This window comes from Sulfurovum sp. TSL6, from assembly GCF_019972115.1.
Classification (GTDB): Bacteria; Campylobacterota; Campylobacteria; order Campylobacterales; family Sulfurovaceae; genus Sulfurovum.
Genome location: NZ_BPFJ01000002.1, coordinates 66095 through 89326 on the forward strand (window position 1 = coordinate 66095; position 23232 = coordinate 89326).

At 36.6% G+C, this 23232-nt stretch carries 24 protein-coding genes and 1 tRNA gene; 3 read left to right on the top strand and 22 right to left on the bottom strand.

The window, feature by feature from the left end:
• Window positions 1-161 precede the first annotated feature (161 nt).
• From LDM93_RS05285 to gyrA, 15 genes are all read right to left on the bottom strand, one after another.
• Window positions 162-383, bottom strand: coding sequence for a hypothetical protein (locus LDM93_RS05285; RefSeq protein WP_223891105.1), 222 nt, complete (start codon window positions 381-383; stop codon window positions 162-164).
• Window positions 370-1041 carry a hypothetical protein gene (locus LDM93_RS05290; RefSeq protein WP_223891106.1) on the bottom strand — a complete coding sequence of 224 codons (672 nt, stop codon included), beginning with the start codon at window positions 1039-1041 and terminating at the stop codon, window positions 370-372. Before LDM93_RS05290 ends, LDM93_RS05285 begins: the two co-directional genes overlap by 14 nt.
• 188 nt (window positions 1042-1229) lie before the next feature.
• Window positions 1230-1622, bottom strand: a complete 393-nt coding sequence (locus LDM93_RS05295) for a replication protein (RefSeq protein ID WP_223891107.1) — start codon at window positions 1620-1622, stop codon at window positions 1230-1232.
• The gene (locus LDM93_RS05300) at window positions 1615-2331 is read right to left on the bottom strand and encodes a Rha family transcriptional regulator (RefSeq protein WP_223891108.1); all 717 of its coding nucleotides are present in this window, start codon (window positions 2329-2331) and stop codon (window positions 1615-1617) included. Before LDM93_RS05300 ends, LDM93_RS05295 begins: the two co-directional genes overlap by 8 nt.
• On the bottom strand, window positions 2328-2510 hold the full coding sequence (locus LDM93_RS05305; protein WP_223891109.1) for an AlpA family transcriptional regulator: 183 nt from the start codon (window positions 2508-2510) through the stop codon (window positions 2328-2330). The genes LDM93_RS05300 and LDM93_RS05305 overlap by 4 nt, the downstream gene beginning before the upstream one ends.
• 135 nt (window positions 2511-2645) lie before the next feature.
• Window positions 2646-3824: a hypothetical protein gene (locus LDM93_RS05310; RefSeq protein WP_223891111.1), complete on the bottom strand. Its 1179-nt coding sequence runs from the start codon at window positions 3822-3824 to the stop codon at window positions 2646-2648.
• Window positions 3808-4692, bottom strand: a complete 885-nt coding sequence (locus LDM93_RS05315; protein ID WP_223891113.1) for a site-specific integrase — start codon at window positions 4690-4692, stop codon at window positions 3808-3810. Before LDM93_RS05315 ends, LDM93_RS05310 begins: the two co-directional genes overlap by 17 nt.
• On the bottom strand, window positions 4610-5068 hold the full coding sequence (locus LDM93_RS05320; RefSeq protein ID WP_223891115.1) for an integrase arm-type DNA-binding domain-containing protein: 459 nt from the start codon (window positions 5066-5068) through the stop codon (window positions 4610-4612). Before LDM93_RS05320 ends, LDM93_RS05315 begins: the two co-directional genes overlap by 83 nt.
• Before the next feature lie 183 nt (window positions 5069-5251).
• Window positions 5252-5326: transfer RNA gene (locus LDM93_RS05325), tRNA-Asn, on the bottom strand.
• A 76-nt stretch (window positions 5327-5402) separates the two neighbouring features.
• Window positions 5403-6314: a radical SAM protein gene (locus LDM93_RS05330; protein ID WP_223891116.1), complete on the bottom strand. Its 912-nt coding sequence runs from the start codon at window positions 6312-6314 to the stop codon at window positions 5403-5405.
• Between the two features lie 2 nt (window positions 6315-6316).
• Window positions 6317-7681, bottom strand: a complete 1365-nt coding sequence (locus LDM93_RS05335; protein ID WP_223891118.1) for an HD domain-containing protein — start codon at window positions 7679-7681, stop codon at window positions 6317-6319.
• 16 nt (window positions 7682-7697) lie between these two features.
• Window positions 7698-8744, bottom strand: coding sequence for a uroporphyrinogen decarboxylase (gene hemE / locus LDM93_RS05340; protein ID WP_223891120.1), 1047 nt, complete (start codon window positions 8742-8744; stop codon window positions 7698-7700).
• Window positions 8744-9253 carry a YqhA family protein gene (locus LDM93_RS05345; protein ID WP_223891121.1) on the bottom strand — a complete coding sequence of 170 codons (510 nt, stop codon included), beginning with the start codon at window positions 9251-9253 and terminating at the stop codon, window positions 8744-8746. Before LDM93_RS05345 ends, hemE begins: the two co-directional genes overlap by 1 nt.
• Window positions 9253-10290 (bottom strand): aspartate-semialdehyde dehydrogenase, encoded by a 1038-nt coding sequence (locus LDM93_RS05350; protein ID WP_223891122.1) that lies wholly within the window; start codon window positions 10288-10290, stop codon window positions 9253-9255. The genes LDM93_RS05345 and LDM93_RS05350 overlap by 1 nt, the downstream gene beginning before the upstream one ends.
• 1 nt (window position 10291) lies before the next feature.
• Complete coding sequence (gene gyrA / locus LDM93_RS05355; protein WP_223891123.1) at window positions 10292-12784, bottom strand: DNA gyrase subunit A; 2493 nt, start codon at window positions 12782-12784, stop codon at window positions 10292-10294.
• A gap of 168 nt (window positions 12785-12952) precedes the next feature.
• Between gyrA and exbB the strand changes: the two genes are divergently transcribed.
• Both exbB and LDM93_RS05365 read left to right on the top strand, forming a co-directional pair.
• Window positions 12953-13396, top strand: a complete 444-nt coding sequence (exbB, locus tag LDM93_RS05360) for a TonB-system energizer ExbB (RefSeq protein ID WP_223891124.1) — start codon at window positions 12953-12955, stop codon at window positions 13394-13396.
• Entirely contained in the window at window positions 13393-13770 is a 378-nt protein-coding gene (locus LDM93_RS05365; protein WP_223891125.1) for a biopolymer transporter ExbD, read from the top strand. The genes exbB and LDM93_RS05365 overlap by 4 nt, the downstream gene beginning before the upstream one ends.
• A 227-nt stretch (window positions 13771-13997) precedes the next feature.
• Here the strand turns inward: LDM93_RS05365 and LDM93_RS05370 are convergent, their stop codons facing one another.
• Entirely contained in the window at window positions 13998-14315 is a 318-nt protein-coding gene (locus LDM93_RS05370; protein ID WP_223891126.1) for a co-chaperone YbbN, read from the bottom strand.
• A 35-nt stretch (window positions 14316-14350) separates the two neighbouring features.
• On the bottom strand, window positions 14351-15787 hold the full coding sequence (locus tag LDM93_RS05375) for a YdiU family protein (protein ID WP_223891127.1): 1437 nt from the start codon (window positions 15785-15787) through the stop codon (window positions 14351-14353).
• Window positions 15788-15871: 84 nt separating this feature from the next.
• Here LDM93_RS05375 and LDM93_RS05380 point away from each other — a divergent pair, with 84 nt between their 5' ends.
• Window positions 15872-16609: a YebC/PmpR family DNA-binding transcriptional regulator gene (locus tag LDM93_RS05380; protein ID WP_223891129.1), complete on the top strand. Its 738-nt coding sequence runs from the start codon at window positions 15872-15874 to the stop codon at window positions 16607-16609.
• 84 nt (window positions 16610-16693) lie between these two features.
• On the opposite strand, the gene LDM93_RS05385 is transcribed toward LDM93_RS05380, so the two are convergent.
• The 5 genes from LDM93_RS05385 to LDM93_RS05400 form a co-directional block, all read right to left on the bottom strand.
• The gene (locus LDM93_RS05385; protein WP_223891131.1) at window positions 16694-16831 is read right to left on the bottom strand and encodes a hypothetical protein; all 138 of its coding nucleotides are present in this window, start codon (window positions 16829-16831) and stop codon (window positions 16694-16696) included.
• 21 nt (window positions 16832-16852) lie between these two features.
• Window positions 16853-16987 carry a hypothetical protein gene (locus LDM93_RS11335; protein ID WP_255586209.1) on the bottom strand — a complete coding sequence of 45 codons (135 nt, stop codon included), beginning with the start codon at window positions 16985-16987 and terminating at the stop codon, window positions 16853-16855.
• Window positions 16988-17118: 131 nt separating this feature from the next.
• Window positions 17119-18717 (bottom strand): ABC-F family ATP-binding cassette domain-containing protein, encoded by a 1599-nt coding sequence (locus LDM93_RS05390; RefSeq protein WP_223891132.1) that lies wholly within the window; start codon window positions 18715-18717, stop codon window positions 17119-17121.
• 193 nt (window positions 18718-18910) lie between these two features.
• The gene (locus LDM93_RS05395; protein WP_223891134.1) at window positions 18911-20503 is read right to left on the bottom strand and encodes a phosphoethanolamine transferase; all 1593 of its coding nucleotides are present in this window, start codon (window positions 20501-20503) and stop codon (window positions 18911-18913) included.
• A gap of 53 nt (window positions 20504-20556) precedes the next feature.
• On the bottom strand, window positions 20557-23052 hold the full coding sequence (locus LDM93_RS05400) for a phosphoethanolamine transferase (RefSeq protein ID WP_223891136.1): 2496 nt from the start codon (window positions 23050-23052) through the stop codon (window positions 20557-20559).
• Window positions 23053-23232 lie beyond the last annotated feature (180 nt).

A 23232-nucleotide genomic window follows, 5' to 3' on the forward strand; every position in this document is an offset into this window, starting at 1 on the left:
AAAGTCATTCTGTTTGGTTATAAGTAATAGGAGTATTAATTAATATTTATCCGATATAAGGATTCATATTAATAATAAAATAGTCTACTTAATGATATAAGTAATCAATATACCCCTTAAGGTACCCCTATTTTTCAATGGAGCAATTTAAATCACTATTTTTATTCGAAATGTTTAATTGTTTTGCATATCTCTTTTTGCTGTGCTATTAACTGCTTATACTCTTTCATTAGAGTATAAAGTTCAGGACTGACTTTTAAAGCATTCATCTTTGATCTTTCTTTACCTTCAGGTGTTATAGGCCCCTTTGTTTTTAACCAAGGTTTTGTTTTCATTATACGTTCACGCTGCATTTGTCTAAACTCTCGACTACTTGTTTTCATGTACCGTCTCCTTTGCTTCATATACCTCTGCTTCGGTCACTTCTTTATATTCAATCCGTTTTTCGTTTTCATTTTCATCTTTTTTTTCTGAGTTTTGGTGAAGATGGTTATGCTGATTTGCCTCCTTAATGAAAGTAGTTCGCTTTGGGTTAGTTATCTCATTGATAGCCATAATACTTTTACGGGTCTCCTGCATGACTTTTAATTGCATATTAGAGAGCTTAGTGAAGTTATCCAACTGCTTACCTGCCTCACCCATTAAGTTACGTGTTACAGTGCCATTAAAGAGCTGTAATTGCATGATGTTGGTAGTCAGCATAGTTAGAAGTGCTTTTGAATCACCACTTTGAACCTCATTTATTATCTTCACAATATCATCATGTAAAACTTGCTGTGAGATAGGAGGCATATCTTTCCCATTTTGTTCAAGTATATTTACCATTCCCCTGTGCATAGGACTACTGAATTGTTTTGTTGCAAGTTCTTCAGCATCTTTTCTTCTATTCAGCCCTTTTTCAAATGCTTGTATCACTTGTTCATCTTTCATCAGCTTACTCGATATATTTAGTTCATCAAACAACTCTTCAAGCGTATAATGATCTTCTGCATACACCTCTATATTTTCAAGTATCTCTGATGTTAGTTTCCATCTTGCCATTTAGTTTCCTTTTAAATCTGGTAGAGAAGAACTGAGTACTACATCTCAATTAGGAGTGTGGTACCTTTGTATTTAGTTTTGAGTTTGTGAGTAGTTTTTACTTTGTGTATAGTTATAACTTTGTTGTCTATCATTTCTAAGAGTGTTAAATCTAAGCCTCTTAAAATAAGACTCTTAAATCTGATAGGCTATAAGTCATAGCCATTCTCCTCTTTTATCTCTAGCCATCTATCCGAAACTATGAATATAAGTTCATCAGACAATGAAAACTGGTGATATTTAAGAGTACTGTCACTTCGTCCACCTGATGACCTCTCTACATCTATAAGTCCTTTGGCTTCAAGTTGAGTGATGGTTCGTCTAAGTTTTGATTGGCATATCCCTACTAACTGAGAAAAGTTGTATATAGCCAAACGATCATTCCATTTGTCAAAGTGGATGGTTTTTCTAAATACTACAAGAAGTACATCTCTTTCATCTCTATTGAAATTACCATCCATAATACGTTGGAACAATAGAGATTTGTAAAACTCATCAAGCTTAATACTCTCTCCGTGGTACTTTACAGATAAGTTACTCATTCGCAAGTCTTTCCAAGATCAATGGCTTAATCCCTTTTCGACTTCCATTCGTAGCCATTACCTCATCAAGTAACTCTATTACTTCTAATTCTGAAGATTCAATAGCTTCTACTATATCACCTGAATATATATCTCGAAGTGTTTTCCCACACTTTGGTGCAACTACTCCAATATAAGAGTAAATAGCATCGGTTACGAGCTTGTAATAAGGACATACCTTATATGGTCTACCTCTTTGTAACTCTGCATATTGACAAAACTCTTTTATCTTATCCTGAAGAAGTTTTCGAGTATCTTTTCCCTGATCCCTTGCTTCAAGCCATTCTTGATTTAACCTATTGGTCTGACTTGCTACCCTTGCAGATATTGCTTCTGTAGCTGCAACTTTATATGCTTGTATAAAGCCCCACTTAAATTCTTCTGCTTGTTTACCCGTGATACTCATACAAATAAAAGTAAAAGCATCTGCATCAAGTTCAAAATACGGATATTCTCGTCCTTTTACCACTCTAGTTTGATTGCGCAATTTTCCGCCACCAATCATTGCTTCAAAACTGTGAAAGTCTCTTATTTTCCTTAATAAATCTTTATGGTTTATTTCGAAATATTTAGAGATTTGTATTGATGATGCAAAAGGTTCCCCTGAGTGAAATAACATTGCTTTTGTTATATGCTCAATTGTTGGATTATCTACTTTAACTAACATCATGCTGTTGCTCCCAAGTTATCCAACTCTTCTTTTTTGAATATTGTGATGCGTGGTGAAAGTTTGATAGGTGTAAGCCGTCCTTGTTTAGCATATAGCCATATCGTTGAGAGGGCTATCCCAAGATATTCCGCGGCTTCTTTTGCTCTGTAGTTTTGTTTGTAGTATTGTGCTTCTCTCATAGTATTAACCTTTGTTATATGGTGTTGTTTTGTATAAGCTTATGAGAGAAGTATATTAAAGTTGAAGATAGGTTAACAAGGTTGTATAGAGGGCCATTGACAACTATGTTATGAATACTGCATTTGAGAACATGGTTATTTTTCTGTTATGTTATAACCGCTAAAGTAGCATTGATACTTTTTATTATCAATTTGTTCCTTTACAAATTTATGATATGTTCCTACGGTTTTAGATTCAAACTTCTCAGGAAAGAGTTGCTTGGTATCTGTCCAGTAACGACTAATCTCATCAGCAATAAAAGCATTATCAAAACCAGCTTTTTTACAATCATATACAAAGAGTGCATCTGCAAAACGTCCTCCAATTGGTTTTCTTTTATCTTTCTTGTAAATCTCACACTCTCCAAAATCGCATTTAAAGATATTATTTTCATCGCCTAATAGATCATAAATATTGAGTATTCTTGTTGAATCTTCTTCAAAGTCATTTTTAATTTTTGTAATATATTCTTTTAATTCATCCAAGGGCTTTGTAAGGTCTAGTTCCACATATGTAGATGTACTTTTAGTCACACCATAATCAATGAAAAAGTCATTTTCATCATTATCAGATAATGCATAAGGATTATTATATAAAGGAATACTACTTGTAATATAATCTCTTTTTATAAGGGTACTATGAGGAGTTATTCTGAATTCATCTTGATTAACAGTAAAATAAAATTTACGAACTAGTTCTAGTTCTTCTTCAGTTAAAACCCATTGTCTATCTTTATCAAAATATTCAGTAGATGTATTAATGTTTGTTGGAAGTATTTGTTTTATGTTAATTGTTTTGTAATTGCCAAATAAAGCATTGGCTCGTTCCTCGCCTAAAATATTGACAAAGTCATGACGATATACAAGGTTGATTATTTTGTAGTTAAAAGGTTTTTCATTAGAAAATGTTAAAAATTTAGCATGTTTGATTAAGTTGTAGTATAAAGCAAAGACTTCTAAATCTATACTGTGTAGTTTTTTTATGCGTTCAATATAGGTGTCAAAAAATCCTTGAAATGTTTGTCTATCTAGCATTTTTATAAGCCCAGAAATATTGTTATATATTTCATTTAACTTTTTAGTATTGAAAATGTATAGGTTGCAGTGTATATCCCGGTAGCCACATTCAGCATTGAAAACATGAGATGCTTCAAAAACACTCATATCTTTTGTTTCATTTTCAAAAATAGTGTATATATCACTATCCCTTACAAATAGATCAAGCTCTTTTATTTTTTCACGTTTTTCACGTTCTACTTTAGTTGGTGCTGCCATTTTTAACCTTATCCAAATAATCACTCCACCATTGCATCATCTTTTTTCTCTGCGGCAGATACTGAGCATGATTATATGCTGCTTTAACTCTATTACTTTCTTTGTGAGCTAACTGTCTCTCAATAATATCACTATGATAACCATGTTTTTCAATTTTACCATGTAATATAGTCGAAAACATAGCTCTGAAAGAGTGAGGATTCATCTTATCTTTATAGCCAAGTCTTTTCATTGCAGATGAAAGTGTATTATCAGACATAGGTCTATCTTTATGTAATGGACTAGGAAATAGATATGAGCCATCCCCAGTGAACTTTTTTAGTTCTTTAATAATTTTCATTGTCTGTTTTGTGAGAGGTACAATATGAGGCTGTAATTCATTAGTACCTTTATATGTAACTTTAATTTTCATCTTTTTCCCAGGTATGATCCACTCAGAATTTTCAAAGTCTATCTCCTTCCATTCTGCTACTCTTATATTTCCTGGTCTAGATGCAAGATGAGGAAGTAGTCTTAAAGCATATTTTGTAGAAATATCACCTTTGTAATCATCAATCACATCTAATAGAATCTTTATCTCTTTTTCATCAAGTATAACAGGATAATGTTTTTCATCTGGTTGTTTAAAAACACTCTTCTTATCAATATCCTGTAAAATATTATAGGGAATTTTATCATTTGCTGCAGCATATCTGAATACTTCATTGCAAAGTGAAAATACTCTCTTTGAAATTTCAAGTGTACCATTTGCTTCTATTAATCTAATAAGTTCAATAATATCAGCTCTAGCAATACTTTTTATAGGAACGTTTTTTAAAGATGGATATATGCCTTTCCAGCCTACGTCTCTGCATATCTTTATAATCATCTGAGATTTTTGTTTTATGCTCAAGAAAGTCTTCGGCTATTTTACTAAAGGTATCTGCTTTGTTAATCTCTTTTGTAATACGTACTTTTTTATTTTCTTGTTTTTCTTGCGAGGGATCTATTCCACTTTTAATAAGTTGACGCAAACGTTCACGTTCTGTTCTTGCTTTTGCAAGTGTTATATCTGGATACTTGCCTATAGAATATGTTTTTTCTTTTTGGGAAACTGGTGAAATATACTTAAGTCTCCAAAGTTTACCACCAGCGGTATTTATCCAAAGGAATAGACCTTCTCCGTCAAATAGCTTGTATCCCTTCTCTTTAGGCTTTGCTTTCTTTATCTCAGTATCTGTTAGGGGTAATGTTCTTCTTGCCATAGGGGTATTTCCTTTCATACTTGGGGGTACTTTTCTTATTTAAGCCCCAAAAATGCCCCTAAAAGTCCTAGATTCTATTAAATTACATTAGACTGTATTAGACAAAATAATGGGGATATAGTGTACATTGTATCGTATTTTAGGGCTTTATTAGATTATATGAGATTATTTTATATTGAAGAATGGCTCCGGCACGAGGATTCGAACCTCGGACCAAATGATTAACAGTCATCTACTCTACCGCTGAGCTATGCCGGAACAATGATTGAAATAAGCGAGTGCTTGTTTCGTGGGTGAGATTATAGTAAAAAAGTTTTTTAAAGTCAAGGATATTTTAGGCTTTTTTGTAAAATTCTACGCCATTTGTTGAAACACGCTTTATTTTGTCTTTTCGTAGAAGATTTTGTACCCTGTTTTGACTCTCTTCATCAAAAAGTGCTTCGATGTCTTCTGCGGTCAAAGGACGTTTCGATAAAGTCTCCAATATTTCTTCATCACTGTAGCTGGAAGCCGATATCTCTGCTTTTTTTCGCGAGGCTATGTAGACAGGTAACGAACTGTCAAAAAGATGGCTGATCTCCAGCAGTTTTTCATAGCTTACAGGCTTTACATCAAATGCAGGCGGTCTGTCTATGGTGCCTATGTCTATACGTGTGGGTTGCAGTTTCAGCAGGTATTCGTCGAGTTTGGCTATCTCTTCTTCGGAGTCATTGAGTGTTTTGACGATGAGTATCTCTATGACAAGGGGACCATCATATCTGCTTTTGAACGCTAACATCCCTGCTTTGATCTTCTCAACCTCTATACCCTTATGGGAACGGTCAAGTTTTTGCAAGCATTTTTGGGTGGCACAGTCTAGAGATAGTTTCACTTCATCCAGTTTCAAAAGCGCATCCTGTACCTTCACATCATCGATGTTGGCTGCATTGGAAAGGATGAGCGTCTTGGTGGGACCTTTAAAACTGTTGATCTCATCTATGAGTTCTGAGAGATACGGGTAGAGTGTGGGTTCACCGTTGGCCGTGAGCGTGATAAAGTCTATATCGCTATGCTCTTTCAGTGCAGTTATTAGTGCAGTGGTTACCTCTTCCACACTGACTACATCATCATAGGACTCCATCGTTTTAGCTGGGTCCAGTTCACAGTAGAGACAGTCAAAGTTGCACTGCTTTTTACCAGGACTCAAGTCAACCCCTAAGGATTTTCCAAAACGTCTGGAATGTATGGGACCAAATATAATATTCACTGCTACCTCTTTCCCAGTAATCTTTCACTCTGTTTTTTCAACTTCTTTTCTAAAGAGGCTACGGTGTTCTTATCGACCAGTTTATCACGGTTTTCCAGTTTATACCCCAATGTTGCTTCAAACTTCAAGAGGGCGATCTTTTTATAGAGTTCAATGATCTTCAGGTTGGTCAATCCACCCAGAAAATTCCGCATGAGACTCAACTTCTCTCTTTGATAAACTTCCTTGCTTAACTCACTGTTACGTAACGCTGTCAGCTTCTCTTTGTAGGTATTGCTGTCGATCAGCTCCATGTCAAACTCTTTATTGATGAAGTAGTCTGCCACAGTCGTAAAATAATGGCTGAAAGGCTTTTTGATCTTTTGCACTTTTTTGGAACCCCAGAGATACTTTGCCGCGACTTTTTGGAACTCTTTTCTTAAAGCTTCTATCTCTGCATCCACAGGTACAAGTTTTCCGTCTTCTCGTAGTCTAAAGTTCCTGTTAAAAGCCATGGAGATAGCGTTCATAGTATTTTGGAATTCCGTTTTAGCATTGCTTGAACGGTTCAGCAGTGCTATCAGCAGCTCTTTGATCTTCATCTTGTCATAGTGCACTCTCTCATAGCCGGGCACAGTGAGTGTTTTCAAATACACCAGTTTACGTATATCTTTCACCCGCACTTCACTCTTGATGGAACGCAGCAGTATCTCCTGCAGTTTTTCTTTGGTGTAAATGTTGAGCGAATCGATGATATCTGTCACGCGGTACCTGTTCTCATCCGCCAGGTCCATCGCTTGGCACAGGATTGTTTTGCCAGTAATATTTTGAATCGTGATGCCTTTGGATCCAAGATACTTCTCTTCCAAAGTAATGGCATCCAGCACATACTGTTTTAAATAAAGATACTCAGGATACTCTTCCAGTTCATGCACACGCTTGACCAAAGAAGCCAAAGCATACGCTCTTACATCTTCTGGAAGGTTATCATAAAATTCATACTTGAAGATACGTCTGAAGTTATTGAGGTTAGCGTTGAATCTGAGGGGTGTTGCAAAGGATTCAGAAGCTTTTTGCAGCATGCCGTCCAAGATAGTTTCTCCATCATGGCTGAATGCCGTATGACCGATGTCATGCAAAAGCCCTACGATCTTTCCTATCTTGAAAAAATTCAGGTCCACATTATTACCGAGTTGTCTACTCACATGACTCAGTATATACTCTGTGCTTAAGCCTACTTCAACAGAGTGGCTGTAGCGGTTTCGAATGCTGTCTTTGGTACGTTTAGAGAGATACATCGGGATATCTTTTAGACGCACAAATACTTTGTGTCCTACGATCCCGAGTTCACATTCCTCAACTCCAATGTGATAATGTTCTCTCTTCATCATGCCCTTTCAGGGATTACTTTTTACTCACTCTCTGGCATTCACTGACAAAGTGTTTTGCATTTTCTACCGGAACGTCCGGAAGGATACCGTGTCCAAGATTAAAGATATGTCTTTTACCGTCCATAGTCTCCTGGATCGATTCAACACACTTCGTTGTTGCCTCTTTAGAGTAGAGTCTGCATGGCTCCATATTTCCTTGAAGCACATACTTGTCACCCAGTTTCTCTTTAGCCAATGCCATAGGTGTTCCCCAGTCTACACCGAAGACATCAAAGTTTCCATACACCAGGCCACGCTCGATAAAGGCTGCCACACCTTTAGGGAACATGATCACAGGAATATGCGGATACTTCTCTTTCAGATACTCGGCGATCTCTACCATATATTTCCATGAGAACTCATCATAGTTACCAGGTTCGATAGCTGCTGCCCAGGAATCGAAGATCTGTACGACATCTACACCCGCTTGGATCTGTTTTTCCATATAGAGTTTGACGACATCCGTGACTTTTCTAAGGATATTATGGAGAAGTTCAGGGTTTGAGTACATCATCTTCTTACAGATATTATAGGTTTTGGTTCCCTGTCCTTCTATCATATAGGTTGCCAAGGTCCAAGGCGCACCGGTAAACCCGATCAGTGCTTTCTCATCGCCTCTTGCATCCAGCTGCTCTCTGAGCAGTGCAATCGTATCATAAACATAGGTCAACTTACTTGCCGCTTCTTCACCACCGATGAGTCTGTCCAGATCCTCTTGTGATGTAAGGGGGTCAGAGAATTTTGGTCCCTCTCCTTTTACAAAGCTCAAGTCCATTCCCATTTCGTCAGGAATCACCAGAATATCTGAAAATAAAATAGCCGCATCCACACCCACGATATCCAGTGGCTGGATCGTGACTTCTGCTGCTTTTTTAGGGTCATGACACAAGTTAAGAAAGTTTCCTGCTTCCGCGCGTACTTTCATATACTCCGGCAAATAACGCCCTGCCTGTCTCATCATCCATACCGGTGTGTATGGTGTCTCTTTACCTAGACATGCGTCTACAAATATCTTTCCCATTAATGTTTACCTACTTTTCCTAAAAAATATAATCCTACAGCAAGTGCTGCAATAGACAGTGCAAAATACAGCATCTCTAACGGTGTTGCAAAACTGGTGTGTAAAACCCTTTGAAAGAAGTTCACGACAAGTACCATCACGATGACTTTGGCTATCTTGTCTTTAAGTTGATCCAGAGAGTCTATAGCAAGTAATTTAGATCCGTTCTTCCCGCTTGCCTCATCAATATCTGAGATGAAGAGCTCATACAGACCAAACGCAAAGATGAACATCACCACAGCGATCAGGTAGAGGTCTACCGCACCGATGATCCCTGCTACGATATCTTCATGGAAAGTATCAGGATGTGCACCAGTTGTGATCACATGAAAGGTATGGGTTGCCACATGCCAAATATCAAGTGAAGCTACAGCAAAAAGTATCACCGCTCCGACTAAACCAAAAATAACAGCCAAAAGTACGATAAATCTACTTCTCCAGATCACCCCTTCAAATAGTTTTTCCAACATTAGGCATTTTCCTCTAGTTTTATCCATTTTTGTGCGATTCTTACTGCATTGGTCGCAGCACCTACTCTGACCTGGTCTGCTACACCCCAAAGGTGTAAAATATTCTTCGCATAGATATCTTTTCTGATACGTCCTACATAGGTCTCATCTGTATCTGTCGCAGTCAGAGGCATAGGATATTCATTTTTAGACATGTCATCTACTACGGTCACATTTTCAAAATCACCCAAAACTTCTCTTGCTTTCTCTACATTCACATCGACACTCTCATCAAAAGTGATCGTGATGGATTCAGAGTGGCTTCTTAAAACCGGTACACGTACACATGTTGCAGAGACTGCAAAGTTGCTGTGCATGATCTTATTGGTCTCGTTGACCATTTTCATCTCTTCTTTCGTGTAACCGTTTTCCTGCGGTACATCAATATGAGGAATGACATTTAAGGCTATACGGTGGGCAAATGCTTCTACTTTTGCATCATCCAGTGTAAAGTTGAAGAAAGCCTGCATTTGTCGCACTAGCTCTTCCATCCCTGCTTTACCTGCTCCACTTACTGCCTGATAGGTACTTACATCCACTCTTTTTATACCGTAAAAGTCATGAAGAGGCTTAAGAAGCTGTACCATTTGGATGGTAGAACAGTTAGGGTTAGCAATAATCCCTGATTGTTTCCAAAGTGCGATGTCTTCAGGATTGACTTCAGGCACCACAAGTGGTATATTTGGATCCATTCTGAAGTGAGAGGTATTGTCAATGACCACTGCACCTGCTTCTACTGCATACTGTGCATAGTGTGCAGAAATACTCCCACCCGCTGAGAAGAACGCGATATCTATATCACGTCCATCAAATACTTCTTCCGTCAACTCTTCTATCTTGTACTCATTCCCTTGAAACTCAATAGTGTCGCCTGCAGATTTAGCACTTGCCAAAGGCAATAGGTTTCCTACAGGAAATTTTACCTCTTCCAAGACTCTAAAAAGCTCTTCACCTACGGCACCGCTTGCACCGACTACTGCTACGTTATACTTTCTCACGTTATTCTAATCCTAGTGTATTATCTGTTTCTTCACCATTGTCTTCATCTGGTGTCTCTGCTTTTTGACATTTTGCAATGCTTACCACTCTATCTTTTGCATCTACGTTGACGATCTTCACACCTGAAGTATTACGTCCTGCTTTACGGATGGTTTCCATGTCCACACGTATCATCTTACCGATACTAGTGAGACACATCAGATCTTTGTCTTCTTCTACAAATACGACACCCACAACATCACCCGTCTTAGGTGTAAGCTTCATAGAGATAACGCCTTTACCTGCACGGTTCTGTTCACGATATTCACTTGCAGTGGTACGTTTACCAAGACCTTTTTCACTCATCATAAGCAATTCATCATTCTCATCTTCTATGGTCGTAGCACCACAAACGTAGTCACCTGCTATCTTAAATTTAATTGCAGTCACACCACGTGCCACTCTACCGATCTCTCTTGCATCTTCTACTTTAAATCTGATACAGAGACCTTTTTTCGTTGCAACAAAAAGCCATTTTGTATCTGGTTTGACGATCTTCGCTTCTACTAAAGCATCATCTTCATCCAAGTTGATCGCTCTTACACCGTTGCTTCTGATGTTCGAATACTCTGAGAGGTTTGTTCTCTTCACGATACCATTTTGGGTAAAGAATACCAATCCTTTATCCGCTTCAAAATCAGTGGTAGGGATGATCGCCATGATCTTCTCATCCTGCTGAAGATTGATAAGGTTCACTACTGCTTTACCTTTAGCTGTACGAGACCCCTCTGGGATACGATAGACTTTGAGCCAGTAGAGCTGCCCTCTGTCTGTTACGAACATGAGTGTATCATGTGTATTTGACGTAAAGAACTTCTCGATAAAGTCATCATCATACGTAGTAACGGCGATCTTGCCTTTACCACCACGATGTTGCTTCTCATACTGCTTCACTGGTACACGTTTGATGTACCCACGGTGTGTGATGGTCACAACCATTGGCTCATTTGGAATAAGGTCTTCGATGTCTATATCATCATAATCATCTACGATCTCTGTACGGCGTGGTGTTGTGTATTTATCACCTATCTCTACAAGCTCTTCACGGATGATCGCATTGATCTTCTCTTCACTCTTCAAGATCGCTTCAAGTTCTGCAATGAGTTTGAGCAATTCATTTAACTCATTCTCGATCTTCTCTATCTCAAGACCTGTAAGACGTCTAAGTCTCATCTCCAAGATAGCTTTTGCCTGAATCTCTGAAAGTTTGAAACGAGACATGAGGTTTTCTCTGGCTTCTACATCATCTGCAGAGGCACGGATGATCTTGATCACTTCATCGATGTTGTCCACAGCGATCTTGAGACCTTCCAAGATGTGTGCTCTTGCTCTTGCTTTTTCAAGATCAAAGATCGTTCTTCTGATCACCACTGTTTTTCTGTGTTTCAAGAAAAGGTCGAACAGTTCCATAAGATTAAAGACTTTTGGCTCTTTGTTCGCGATCGCTAGCATGATAATACCGAACGTCACTTGCATCTGTGTACTTTTGAAAAGGTTGTTAAGAACGATCTCACTCATCGCATCACGCTTAAGCTCGATCACCACACGGATACCTTCTCTGTCAGATTCATCACGAAGTTCAGAGATACCTTCTATCTGTTTGTCACGCACAAGCTGTGCAATGTTTTCTATGAGTCTTGATTTATTGACCTGGAAAGGAAGTTCATCGATGATAATGATCTCTTTAGAACCTTTTTGCTCTATATGCGTCTTCGCACGTACTTTGATACGTCCACGTCCTGTCGTATAAGCATCTGTAATACCTTTACGTCCAAAAATGATACCACCTGTTGGGAAGTCAGGCCCCTGTACGATCTTCATCATATCTTCTACTGTACAAGCCGGATTGTCTATACGTGATACAAGGGCATTGACAAGTTCATCCAATCTATGCGGAGGAATATTCGTAGCCATACCAACCGCGATACCGCTTGAACCGTTAAGAAGCAGGTTTGGTACACGTGAAGGGAGTACATCAGGCTCTTGCATAGAGTCATCGTAGTTTGGTACAAAGTCAACCGTGTCTTTGTCAAGATCAGATAAAAGCTCTTCAGCGATCTTTGTCATACGTGCTTCAGTATATCTCATCGCTGCAGCGTTATCACCATCAACTGAACCGAAGTTTCCCTGGCCATCCACAAGCGGTGCCTGCATAGAGAAGTCTTGTGCCATACGTACAAGTGCATCATACACTGAGGAGTCACCGTGCGGGTGATACTTACCGATTACATCACCGACGATACGTGCGGATTTTTTATAAGGACTTCTATGTGCAAGATGAAGATCATTCATCGCATAGAGGATCCTTCTATGTACAGGTTTCAACCCGTCTCTTGCATCTGGTAATGCTCTACCAATGATAACACTCATAGAGTAGTCAAGGTAACTTGACTTCATACTATCTTCGATTAACACTTGCCCGGTATTATTTTGCTCTTCAAACAGATCGCTCATGCATTTCCTTATTGTGTAAAAAATTGTTTTGATTGTATCCAACATCGGCTTAAATAAAAAGGCTAAAAAGCGCTTAAAATCGACGCTAGGTGTCTTAAAATGGATTTAACATAGTTTTAACACTATATTCTATATAATGCAGGCTAAATTAACAGATGAGGAAAAATAGTGCCAATTGAACAACTAAAAGATATCGTAGATTATGGGATCATAGGATTACTCTTTTTCTTGAGTTTTATTACCTTTGCATTTGCGATCGAGAGAGTACTTTTCTACCGTGGGATCAAACTGACAGACTATAAAAATAAAACCGCTTTGGAACTTGACATTTCAAAACGTTTGGCAACCATTGCCTCTATCGGTTCGAATGCACCCTATATAGGACTGCTTGGTACGGTACTTGCTATTATACTTACTTTTTATATTATAGGTGATCAACAAGATACGATCAACCCTGGTGAGATCATGAAGCACTTGGCCCTCGCACTTAAAGCTACCGCAGCCGGCCTGGTTGTAGCGATCCCTGCAACTGTCATTTACAATGCACTGCTTACAAGAGTAGATACGATCTTGGCCCGATGGGAAATAGCACAGGATACGAACGCAGTATGAGACGTGAACGCTTTGACAAAATGAATGTCGTTCCCTTCATCGACATTGTACTGGTACTGCTGGTCATCGTACTTGCCACAGCTACGTTTGTCACCAATCAAACGATCAAGGTAGATCTGCCAAGTGCCAGTTCTAAGAAAAGTGAAGAGAAAAAAAGCATCCATATCGCTGTAGATAAAGATGGAAAATACTTTTATGACAAAGAGGCTCTGAGCATTGAACTCATCGAAGAGAGACTGATGAAACTCGATCCTAAAAAAGACTTGGTCTCTTTGCATATGGACAAAGAGAGTGCATTCCAATACTTTGTGAGCATCATAGATATTCTCAAAAACAAAGGGTTTGAGAATATCTCTATTATTACGAAAAAATAATCAGGCCTATACCCGTCATTCCAGTGACAGGCACGGGGATCTATTTCTGACATTTTAACTGAACTTCCTATTCATCTAGACTGTGGCGTTGTTTCTCTCATCATTTTTTCTAGAAAAGTAAAGAGAAGAACACCACCGCAGTTTGAATATTTAGGAAGCGTTCAAAAATCTTGAATTGCTTAGCAGGAGAATCCACACATCAAGTACGAGGATGACGCACTTTTGAATTACTCCGTCATCATCCCGTAAGGACGTTTCAGTTTCTCCGTTAACTGATGCATACTGACAGAGCGTCCTTCTCTGGCAAACTCTCGTCCATCCATAAATACGATCATTGTAGGTACAGAAAAGACTTGAAAATGTGCAGAGATCTCCGGGTTTTCGTGTGCATCAAGATATATCTGTTTAAGCAGAGGAAAGTTCGCATCAAACACTTCTTTGAACTTGGGTCTTAATGCATGACATACATTGCAGTGCTCTCCGGAGAAGTAAAGTAAAACGCCTACTTCACTTCTTATCGTATTTTGCAGTTCTTCCAGTGTCATATATGATCCTTGAATGATTTTTAAAATTATAACGCTTAGGAGCTACAACTCAGCTTCTGATTTTTAAATTCATCCGGTGTCGCACCGGCCCATCTTTCATGTGCCTCATGTTCGGCATACGGATCTTGAGCGATCTCGAATAATGCGTCAACTACGTCAAAGTCACCATTTTCTGCTGCAGTAATGGCTTCTTGCAGCATATAGTTTTTAAGTACGAACTTTGGGTTTGTCTGTAACATAACGCTGTGTCTCTTCTCTGTAGTGGAGATATTTGCTTTAAGTCTCTCATCATAGCTGTCTAACCACTCATTCATCGGCTTGTGATAAAGACCCAGGCCCAACAGTGCCGTTCTCTCTCCGTCATAACAACTCAGTGTTCTGAAGAATAGTGTGTAGTCTATCTGAAGTCCCTGCATCATTCCCAGTAATTGTTTGATAAGTTCCAAGTCCTCATCTCTCAATACATCCAAACCTAACTTTTGACGCATCAGTTGAAGGTATCGGTTGGTGTAGTGCTCTGCATACTCTGCCAATGCTTTTTCCAACTTAAATATCTGTACCATCGGTGACAAAGCATGCATGAGCGCCTGCAAGTTCCACTCGCCTATATTGGGCTGGTTTCCAAAGCTGTAACGTCCGCCTTGGTCTGTATGATTACAGATGTACTGAAAGTCATAGTCATCCAGGAATGCATAGGGGCCATAATCTATGGTAAGCCCTGCGATGGACATGTTGTCTGTATTCATCACTCCATGGTTAAACCCTACTGCCTGCCATTCGGCCATGAGTATGGCTGTTTTGCTTACGACTTCTGTAAAAAAAAGCAGATATTTGTTCGGTTTATCTACCAAGTGCGGATAACTCTCTGCGATAGCATAGTCAGCCAATGCTTCCAACTCTTCATATCTTTTTTTGTGTGCAAAGTATTCAAAGGTACCAAAACGTATCCATGAAGGAGAGACACGAAGCACGATGGCCCCGGTTTCCCACGATTCCCTGAAGACTTTGTGTTCTGAACCTATGAGCGCCAATGCTCTTGTGCTTTCTATACCAAGCCCATGCATCGCTTCACTCATAAGATACTCACGAATGGAAGAGCGAAGTACTGCACGTCCATCACCTGAACGAGAATAACGTGTCTGACCTGCACCTTTAAGCTGTAGATGCCAATGTTTTATCGTACCTATATTGATAGCCCGTCCGTCTCCCAAACGGGGTACAAAATGACCGAACTGATGTCCGGCATAACACATTGCAAAAGGATCTGACCCTTTAAGTTCCCATGCACCATTGACAAATTCTACAAAAGCATCACTGTAAAGTTCTTCAATATCTATATCCAATAGCTTTGCTACTTCTTCATTGGCATGGATCAGAAAAACATTCTCCAGTGGTGTGGGCTTTACTCTTGTATAACACTCTTCTGGTAATTCCAAATAGGGATTGGTCAGTTTTATTTCATTTAGTTTCATAGTTAAATTCTACACAGCATGGCTTTGATGCGACTTAAGCCAAATAGAGTATAATCACATAATTAAATTTGTAAGGAATCACTAATGGGTAGAGCGTTTGAATACCGTAAAGCAGCGAAAATGAAAAGATGGGGAACCATGTCTAGACTTTTCCCTAAATTAGGAAAGATCATCACTATGGCAGCCAAAGAAGGCGGTCAAGATCCTGATATGAACCCTAAACTTCGTACCGCTATTCTCAATGCCAAAGCGCAAAATATGCCTAAAGACAACATCGATGCAGCGATCAAAAGAGCATCTGCAAAAGATGCTGCAGACATCAAAGAGCTGACTTACGATGTCAAGGCTGTACATGGTGTGCAGATGATCGTAGAGTGTGCTACAGACAACAATACAAGAACGGTTGCCAATGTCAAAGCCATACTTGCCAGAAACGGTGGAGAGATGCTTACATCCGGTTCTCTAAACTTTATGTTTACACGTAAATGTGTTTTTGTATTTAACAAAACCGATGAGATGGACTTGGAAGAGTTAGAATTAGAACTCATTGACTTTGGTTTAGAAGAAATAGAAGAAGATGTAGAGCCTCAAGAGGTAGGTGATGATATCAATATCGTGAGAGTATATGGTGATTTTACTGCATTTGGCGAACTGAGTAAAGCATTGGAAGACATGCAGATAGAAGTGAAAAAAGCGACACTAGAGTATATTGCCAATACACCTATAGAGCTCAATGACGAGCAGATGGAAGAGATAGATACACTGATCGATAAACTCGAAGAAGATGAAGATGTTCAATCTGTCTTTACAAACATCGCCTAAAAAGTACGTTAGAGAATAGTCTTGTATTATAGGGAAAGAGCATATCCTCAATGTAGGATATGCTCTTGGAGAATACTTTATTTATTAATAAAATGTCATTAAAAGATGCGGTGAGTCCTCATCTATATAGATACCTGCTGTATCTGACTGCGCCATGTGATGTGCTGATGCACTTGATGCTAAACCGATAGCCAATAGTAATAGTGTTAGTAATTTTTTCATATTAATCCTTTCTTCTTTTAATTAAAATGTCATCAAAAGATGTGGAGAATCTTCATCGATATAGATACCTGCCGTATCTGATTGTGCCATGTGATGCGCTGATACATTTGATACCAAAGCAGCCGCTAAAAGTAAAATTGCTGTTAATTTTTTCATTTGAATCCTTTCTTTTTTAAAGATGAGGAAGTATAAAATAAAAGTATGAAGAAAGTGTGAAGTTATATTGAGTAGATTTTACTGGAATAATTACGGCTACGAAAAGCCGTAATCAGTTTAGAAAAGAATGGTTAATGCGCTCCGTGCTGCTCCACGAATTCCTCATATCCACCTTCAAAATCGATCACAGTTCCATCTTCATTGAGTTTGATGATGCGGTTTGCAAATGCATCGATGAGTTCTCTATCGTGAGAAACACAGATCACACCGCCTTGGTAATTATGTAAAGCTTCACCTAAAGCAACGATTGCTTCAAGGTCAAGGTGGTTGTTTGGCTCATCCATCACCAAGAAGTTTGAAGCATCCATCATGATCTTAGAAAGCATAACACGGTGTTTTTCACCACCTGAACATGCATTCACTTTCTTTTTCTGCTCTTCACCGGAGAAAAGCATACGACCCAATGTTTTTCTAATATCATCAATGTGCCATTTTGGATCAAATCCTTGAATCCACTGTGGCAACTCTTCATCACCTGTAACTAGATCTGTCGTATTCTGAGGAAAGTAGCTATGAGTGATGGTCTGTCCCCATTTAAAAGTTCCGCTATCTGCCTCTATCTCTTCCATAAGAATTTTAAGGAGTGTTGTTTTACCTACACCATTTGTACCAAGAAGGGCAACTTTGTCACCTTTATTTATCTTGAAAGTAAGATTTTCAAATACTGTTTCTCCATCAAAGCTTTTAGAAAGACCCTCTACTTCAAGTACTTCATTACCGATCTCTCTGTGTGCCTTAAACATAATGGAAGGGTCACGTCTTGAAGAAAGTTTTATCTCACTGACATCCAGTTTGTCCAATTGCTTTTGACGGCTTGTCGCTTGTTTCGCTTTAGAGGCATTCGCAGAAAATCTGGCGATGAACTTTTCAAGCTCATCTTTCTCTTTCAGTGCCTTACCTCTATCTGCTTCTGCCTGTCTAGCTATAAGGTTAGCAGCAATATACCACTCATCATAATTCCCTGTGAATTCACGGATGTTTTGGAAGTCAAGGTCAAGAATGTGTGTCACGACACCATTAAGGAAGTGTCTATCATGAGAAATAACAAGCAATGTACCTTCATGACGTTTCAGTTCATTTTCCAACCAAGCGATCGTTTCCATATCAAGGTTGTTCGTAGGCTCATCAAGTAACAATACATCTGGCTTCAAGAAAAGTACCTGTGCCAATAATATCTTGAATTTGTCACCACCTGTAAGCGAAGACATAAGGTCATCATGTTGTGATGCAGGAAAACCTAGAGATTCAAGCAGTTTTTCTATCTTGACATCAGATTCATAGGTAGGATCTTCATCTGCACAGATCATTTCAAGTTCAGCTAAACGGTTATTGACCTCATCACTCTCAAAGTCACCTTCCATATAGAGCTTCTCTTTCTCTTTTTGTGCATCAAAAAGTTTTTTGTTTCCATACAGTACGGCATCTTTAAGTGTATAATCTTCAAAGGCATACTGGTTTTGACTAAGCATACCCAGTTTTAGTCCCGGCTGAAGCTGTACTTCACCATCACTTTGTTCTATCTCACCTGCAAGTATCTTCATAAATGTTGATTTCCCTGCTCCGTTTGCCCCGATCAGGCCATAACGTTTCCCTGCATCTAAAGTGATATTGATCTTATCAAAAAGCACTCTTTTTCCATAGCGCTGTGTTAAATTTACTGTACTAAGCATCTGTAATCCTTGTATCTATATTATTGAATGAGATTCTAGCATAATGTACTGAAAGTGGGAAATTTATAATTAAGAAAGTTTTACTCATAATCCTATGCTACTTCTACCAATAAGTACAATCAATTATTACCTATTTTTAGGGATGAATCTCTAATGTTATTTGTCCACTCATTATAATGATTCTTTTAAATATCTATTTAGGTCTTTTTGTATCTTTATAATAATTAAGTGTATTGTAATTAAATATATTGTTGGGTTCTACCGAGAATACTTCACTTGAATAAGATATATTTACATCATCATTAATGCCAGTTATATACTTAATCATATGATTTAAATTTTCTAAATTAAAAAAACTTTTTTGATTTTTTTTATAAAGTTTATTAATTCTATTGTTTTTTATATTACTGTATATAACAAAAGGTACATCATATTCATCTTTAAAAGCTGGGAAAAATCCATGCCCATATTTCTCTTCACTTACCACCTGCCCATGATCAGAAGTATAAACAAAAAGTATTTTTTTATCTATAAAGTTTTTTTCAAAATGATTAAAGAGATTTTTTAAAATATAATCAGTATGGTAAATAGTATTATCATATTGTTCTTGAACATTTTTAGTATTTTTAAAGAGTGCTACATCTTGTGTATATCTTTTTTCGTATGTAAAATGTGAACCAATAAAATGAATAAAATACATTTGAGGGCGGGAAATATTTATATCTTTACAAGAACTAAGATAATCTACCAATAATTTATCAGTTTTTGTACTAGATTCAATAGTTTTTACATCATATCCATCATTGACAAAAAATTTCGTATTTGCTTCTGCACTCATAGAAGCAGTAGTGGAATCATATAGTCCAGACGTTGCTTGTGATGAGAGCCAATGAGTATCATAGCCACGTATTCTAAAATCTCCGATAATGGATCTTGATTGCATATAGGCATTAAAAAAGTTATCTACAGTTGCATTTGTATAAAGGATTGGTACTGAAAATCTGGTTTCATTAACAGGGGATATAGCATTAAATATATAAAAATCATTACTTTTTTGTAAAGATGTGAAAAAAGGTGTTGTATTTTTATCATATCCATATATTGACATATGATGCTTATTAACAGCTTCCCCTTGGATCACTACAACTATATCATATATTTTATTTTTATCATCTATAGAATCATTTGGTAAAGTCTTTAAATACTCTAGTCTCAGTCTAGGATATAAGAAAAATTCTTTAGCTTTTTCAGCTTCATATGGTATCGAAAATGGTTCAATATTTTCTATCGGATTTTTATAAAAATTTACAGGCAACAAAATAGCAATAGACAGTGTAAATCCTAAAAACTTAATAACCTTAAATGAATGCTTGACGTGAACTAAAAATTTATATAGAAGCACTAGAATGAATATCGTATATAATACTAAAAATATATCTCTATAGTCTATATAAGTCTTTAAATATTCTAAACTTTCATAATTTGGTGATGCAAAAGCAACCTCAATTCTGGATTGGATATCACCACTATATCCCCAGTGTATAAAAATATGACCAATAATAATATTTGTTAAATTTATATAAATAATAAATATAGAAAATAATAATTTACTAAATTTTGAAATAAATAAAAGTGTAAATAGAACTAAAAATAGAAAAGCAAGATGTGTAAAACTTAATGGAAAAGAAGCAATAAGCTGTGGAATCATTGTTAAAATGCTTATTAGATAACTTAAATATATATATTTTCTATTTTCATTTATTTCATTTTTAATTTTTTTTAACACTATGGTACTCCTTTTCAGAAAATGAGTCCAATCAGAATAACTCTGTTTTAAAATTATAAATCAAATTCTGATTTATAATTAGGCAAGATTGTTTTAACTCTGCTATCTAAATATAGCTTATTCTTTAGTAGCCGCTCCTTAAAATCCACATGATAAAGAGCTGGTGCTTCCCACCAAGTATGATATACTATGTCATTTGAAAGACTTGATTCCAAATAGTTTTTAACAAAGGGATATAGCCCATTGTCAAATGAAACAGCAGATAGATTTTGTATTTTAGTTTGATTAGCTATTTTTATAGCTAATTTTTGCATTTCATCTTTATTATCTTCTTTTAAAAGTTTTAGAATTTTTTTAGTAGGCATATAGTAAGAAGTATGCCAACCAGCTTTTCCAATTTCTTTAAAAAATGATGATGTTGTAGGAGATTCCACAATGAACTTTCTCTTAATGTTATATTTTTTATCTAAATACTCCAATCTCTCAAGAGCTTGCTTATAATTATTTTGATTAAGGTTTTTAAAATCCAACCACACTTTTTTAATCTTTTGGAAATCAGAAGACGATAAAAAATCTTCTATCGTTAGTCCCATAAAATCTTCATCATGTCCTATCTGAAAAAATGTAGTATTATTATCCCCAAAACGAGCATCTAATTCAAATGATCTAAACCCATCATTCCATACATCTTTTAATTTTCCAAGAGAGTCAACTCTATGAGGAATAATCCGGTTTGATTGGTTACTATCTACAAGATATTGTGTATTGACTGTCTGCCAATAGATATAATTACTTTTATCTGTATAGTATTTTTTTCCATAAAGAACCAAAGCATCTTTCGGATCAAGCTTATAATCTTTGGAGGTGAAATCATATTTGGAGTTATATTTATCTGTCTTGATATCCAATAATCCTATCATTGTATCATAGAACATATCATTTGAGAAAAGTGTGTTCTTATGTCTTGCAAATATATTATATTTGTCGCTATACACTTTTTTATAATCATCACTGAACCAAGCTATCATTGGAATTTGTGTCATTTCATAGGTAAACTCTCTAGAGAGATGGCCTAGATCCCTTATTGTGTCATTTGAATGATCCGGCATGTATATAAAACCACCTACACCTTTTTCTTTTTGAAGCTCTTCAAGAATAGAGTTAATAACATAATCATAGTAATGTACACTATTATCATAATTATTAATATTGCTATTTTTAGAAGCTTTTCTTCCGAATTCACCAAGTTTTAACTTTTCTTTGTAGATTGTATATTCATCTTTGGGATACTTTGAAGAATAGCTCCAATGATTTCCAATAAGATGAATAAAAACCACTCTATTTTTATTTGTTTTTTGAGCTAAAACTTTTTTGACTTCATCTATGAGCACACCATCATGTTTTTGTATATTTCTTTTTTTACCTGCAGTATGATTGAGAACTACAAGATTATCTGTTTCATGTGCAATAATAGAGACTGGATTATTCAAGGTTTTATCAATAGCCTGATTAGTGATCCAGTGTGTCTCAATTTCAGACCTATTTAAAATATCAACAATAGAAAGAGAGTTATAATAACTTTTATTATTATATTGATTTGCTTCTGTTAGAGAAAAAGAAATCGCAGGCATCGTATGTGTGTGATTAGAATAAATATTTGTAAATAATAATAATTCACCACTTTTAGTTTTTTCAGACAAAAGTGGAGTTGTGTTCCGCATATAACCATAAATACCCATATGCTTTTTGTTGAGTGCTTCTCCTATGATGACAATATAAGTTTCTCCTTTTTTATCTTTTCTGGCTTCAAATTTTATTGCTCCTGTTTTTCTTTTGAGCTGAGTCTTCCGAAAAAGATTTAACTCTTCCGCGTAATGCTTTGCACTATCTTTAAGAAAAATTACAGAGGAAAGAAGCCTAATATCACGACGCTGTACTCCTGTTGCACCCAAAATCATAATAATAATAAAAAGCAGTAATGATCTTTCTATTCTGGGTGTCTCTTTTTCTTCCTGTCTAAAGAGTAGATAACCCATGAAAATGGCAGTAAACAAAACTGTCATTATCCACAGAAATGATAATGAATCCGTAATAAATTCTATAGATTTCTTTAAATTTGTTTGTGAAATAGAATAAAGTATCTCCTCTATGCTTATGGTATTAAAACTGATGGCATAGATAATATATGAAATTGAAATAGCATATAAAGCTAGAGTAATAGTATAACTAAAAACAGTCGCTATCTTGAGCCGTTTAGTAGCCAACTCTTGATAGACAAATACAAAAAGAAATGTAATGAAGAGCACTAATGAAGAGTAGGCAAATTCATGTCTAACATCAATAGGGCCAAAATTTAGGTAATCAGCAGCAAATATTAATATTAATAACAGAAATGAATTAATAGCTATATTTAAATAATTTTTTCCATACAAATAAATAAAAAGAAAAGACCATAGAAATGGAACCAACAATAAGTAATGAGAAAAAAATAAAATATGTATTCCAAAAATAATTACAACCGTAATAAGACTAAAAATAAAAATTTTCATTACTAAGCTATCCCTATTTTTAATAATTTTTTATTAATTCAAAGAATAACATAGATTACTTATAATTAAGTTCATTTTAAGCTATTGTACATATACACGATAAAATCTTGACTCTATCATCCGAATAAATTTGCAACAACTGCTTTTAGTTTTATACTGTTTTCTGATGCTAGTGCTTAG

Bases quoted from the DNA above. Each gene is read 5' to 3' on its own strand.
- LDM93_RS05285 (WP_223891105.1), bottom strand. From the start codon at position 383: ATGAAAACAAGTAGTCGAGAGTTTAGACAAATGCAGCGTGAACGTATA.
- LDM93_RS05290 (WP_223891106.1), bottom strand. From the start codon at position 1,041: ATGGCAAGATGGAAACTAACATCAGAGATACTTGAAAATATAGAGGTG.
- LDM93_RS05295 (WP_223891107.1), bottom strand. From the start codon at position 1,622: ATGAGTAACTTATCTGTAAAGTACCACGGAGAGAGTATTAAGCTTGAT.
- LDM93_RS05300 (WP_223891108.1), bottom strand. From the start codon at position 2,331: ATGATGTTAGTTAAAGTAGATAATCCAACAATTGAGCATATAACAAAA.
- LDM93_RS05305 (WP_223891109.1), bottom strand. From the start codon at position 2,510: ATGAGAGAAGCACAATACTACAAACAAAACTACAGAGCAAAAGAAGCC.
- LDM93_RS05310 (WP_223891111.1), bottom strand. From the start codon at position 3,824: ATGGCAGCACCAACTAAAGTAGAACGTGAAAAACGTGAAAAAATAAAA.
- LDM93_RS05315 (WP_223891113.1), bottom strand. From the start codon at position 4,692: ATGATTATAAAGATATGCAGAGACGTAGGCTGGAAAGGCATATATCCA.
- LDM93_RS05320 (WP_223891115.1), bottom strand. From the start codon at position 5,068: ATGGCAAGAAGAACATTACCCCTAACAGATACTGAGATAAAGAAAGCA.
- LDM93_RS05335 (WP_223891118.1), bottom strand. From the start codon at position 7,681: ATGAAGAGAGAACATTATCACATTGGAGTTGAGGAATGTGAACTCGGG.
- hemE (WP_223891120.1), bottom strand. From the start codon at position 8,744: ATGGGAAAGATATTTGTAGACGCATGTCTAGGTAAAGAGACACCATAC.
- LDM93_RS05345 (WP_223891121.1), bottom strand. From the start codon at position 9,253: ATGTTGGAAAAACTATTTGAAGGGGTGATCTGGAGAAGTAGATTTATC.
- gyrA (WP_223891123.1), bottom strand. From the start codon at position 12,784: ATGAGCGATCTGTTTGAAGAGCAAAATAATACCGGGCAAGTGTTAATC.
- LDM93_RS05365 (WP_223891125.1), top strand. From the start codon at position 13,393: ATGAGACGTGAACGCTTTGACAAAATGAATGTCGTTCCCTTCATCGAC.
- LDM93_RS05370 (WP_223891126.1), bottom strand. From the start codon at position 14,315: ATGACACTGGAAGAACTGCAAAATACGATAAGAAGTGAAGTAGGCGTT.
- LDM93_RS05375 (WP_223891127.1), bottom strand. From the start codon at position 15,787: ATGAAACTAAATGAAATAAAACTGACCAATCCCTATTTGGAATTACCA.
- LDM93_RS05380 (WP_223891129.1), top strand. From the start codon at position 15,872: ATGGGTAGAGCGTTTGAATACCGTAAAGCAGCGAAAATGAAAAGATGG.
- LDM93_RS05385 (WP_223891131.1), bottom strand. From the start codon at position 16,831: ATGAAAAAATTACTAACACTATTACTATTGGCTATCGGTTTAGCATCA.
- LDM93_RS11335 (WP_255586209.1), bottom strand. From the start codon at position 16,987: ATGAAAAAATTAACAGCAATTTTACTTTTAGCGGCTGCTTTGGTATCA.
- LDM93_RS05390 (WP_223891132.1), bottom strand. From the start codon at position 18,717: ATGCTTAGTACAGTAAATTTAACACAGCGCTATGGAAAAAGAGTGCTT.
- LDM93_RS05400 (WP_223891136.1), bottom strand. From the start codon at position 23,052: ATGAAAATTTTTATTTTTAGTCTTATTACGGTTGTAATTATTTTTGGA.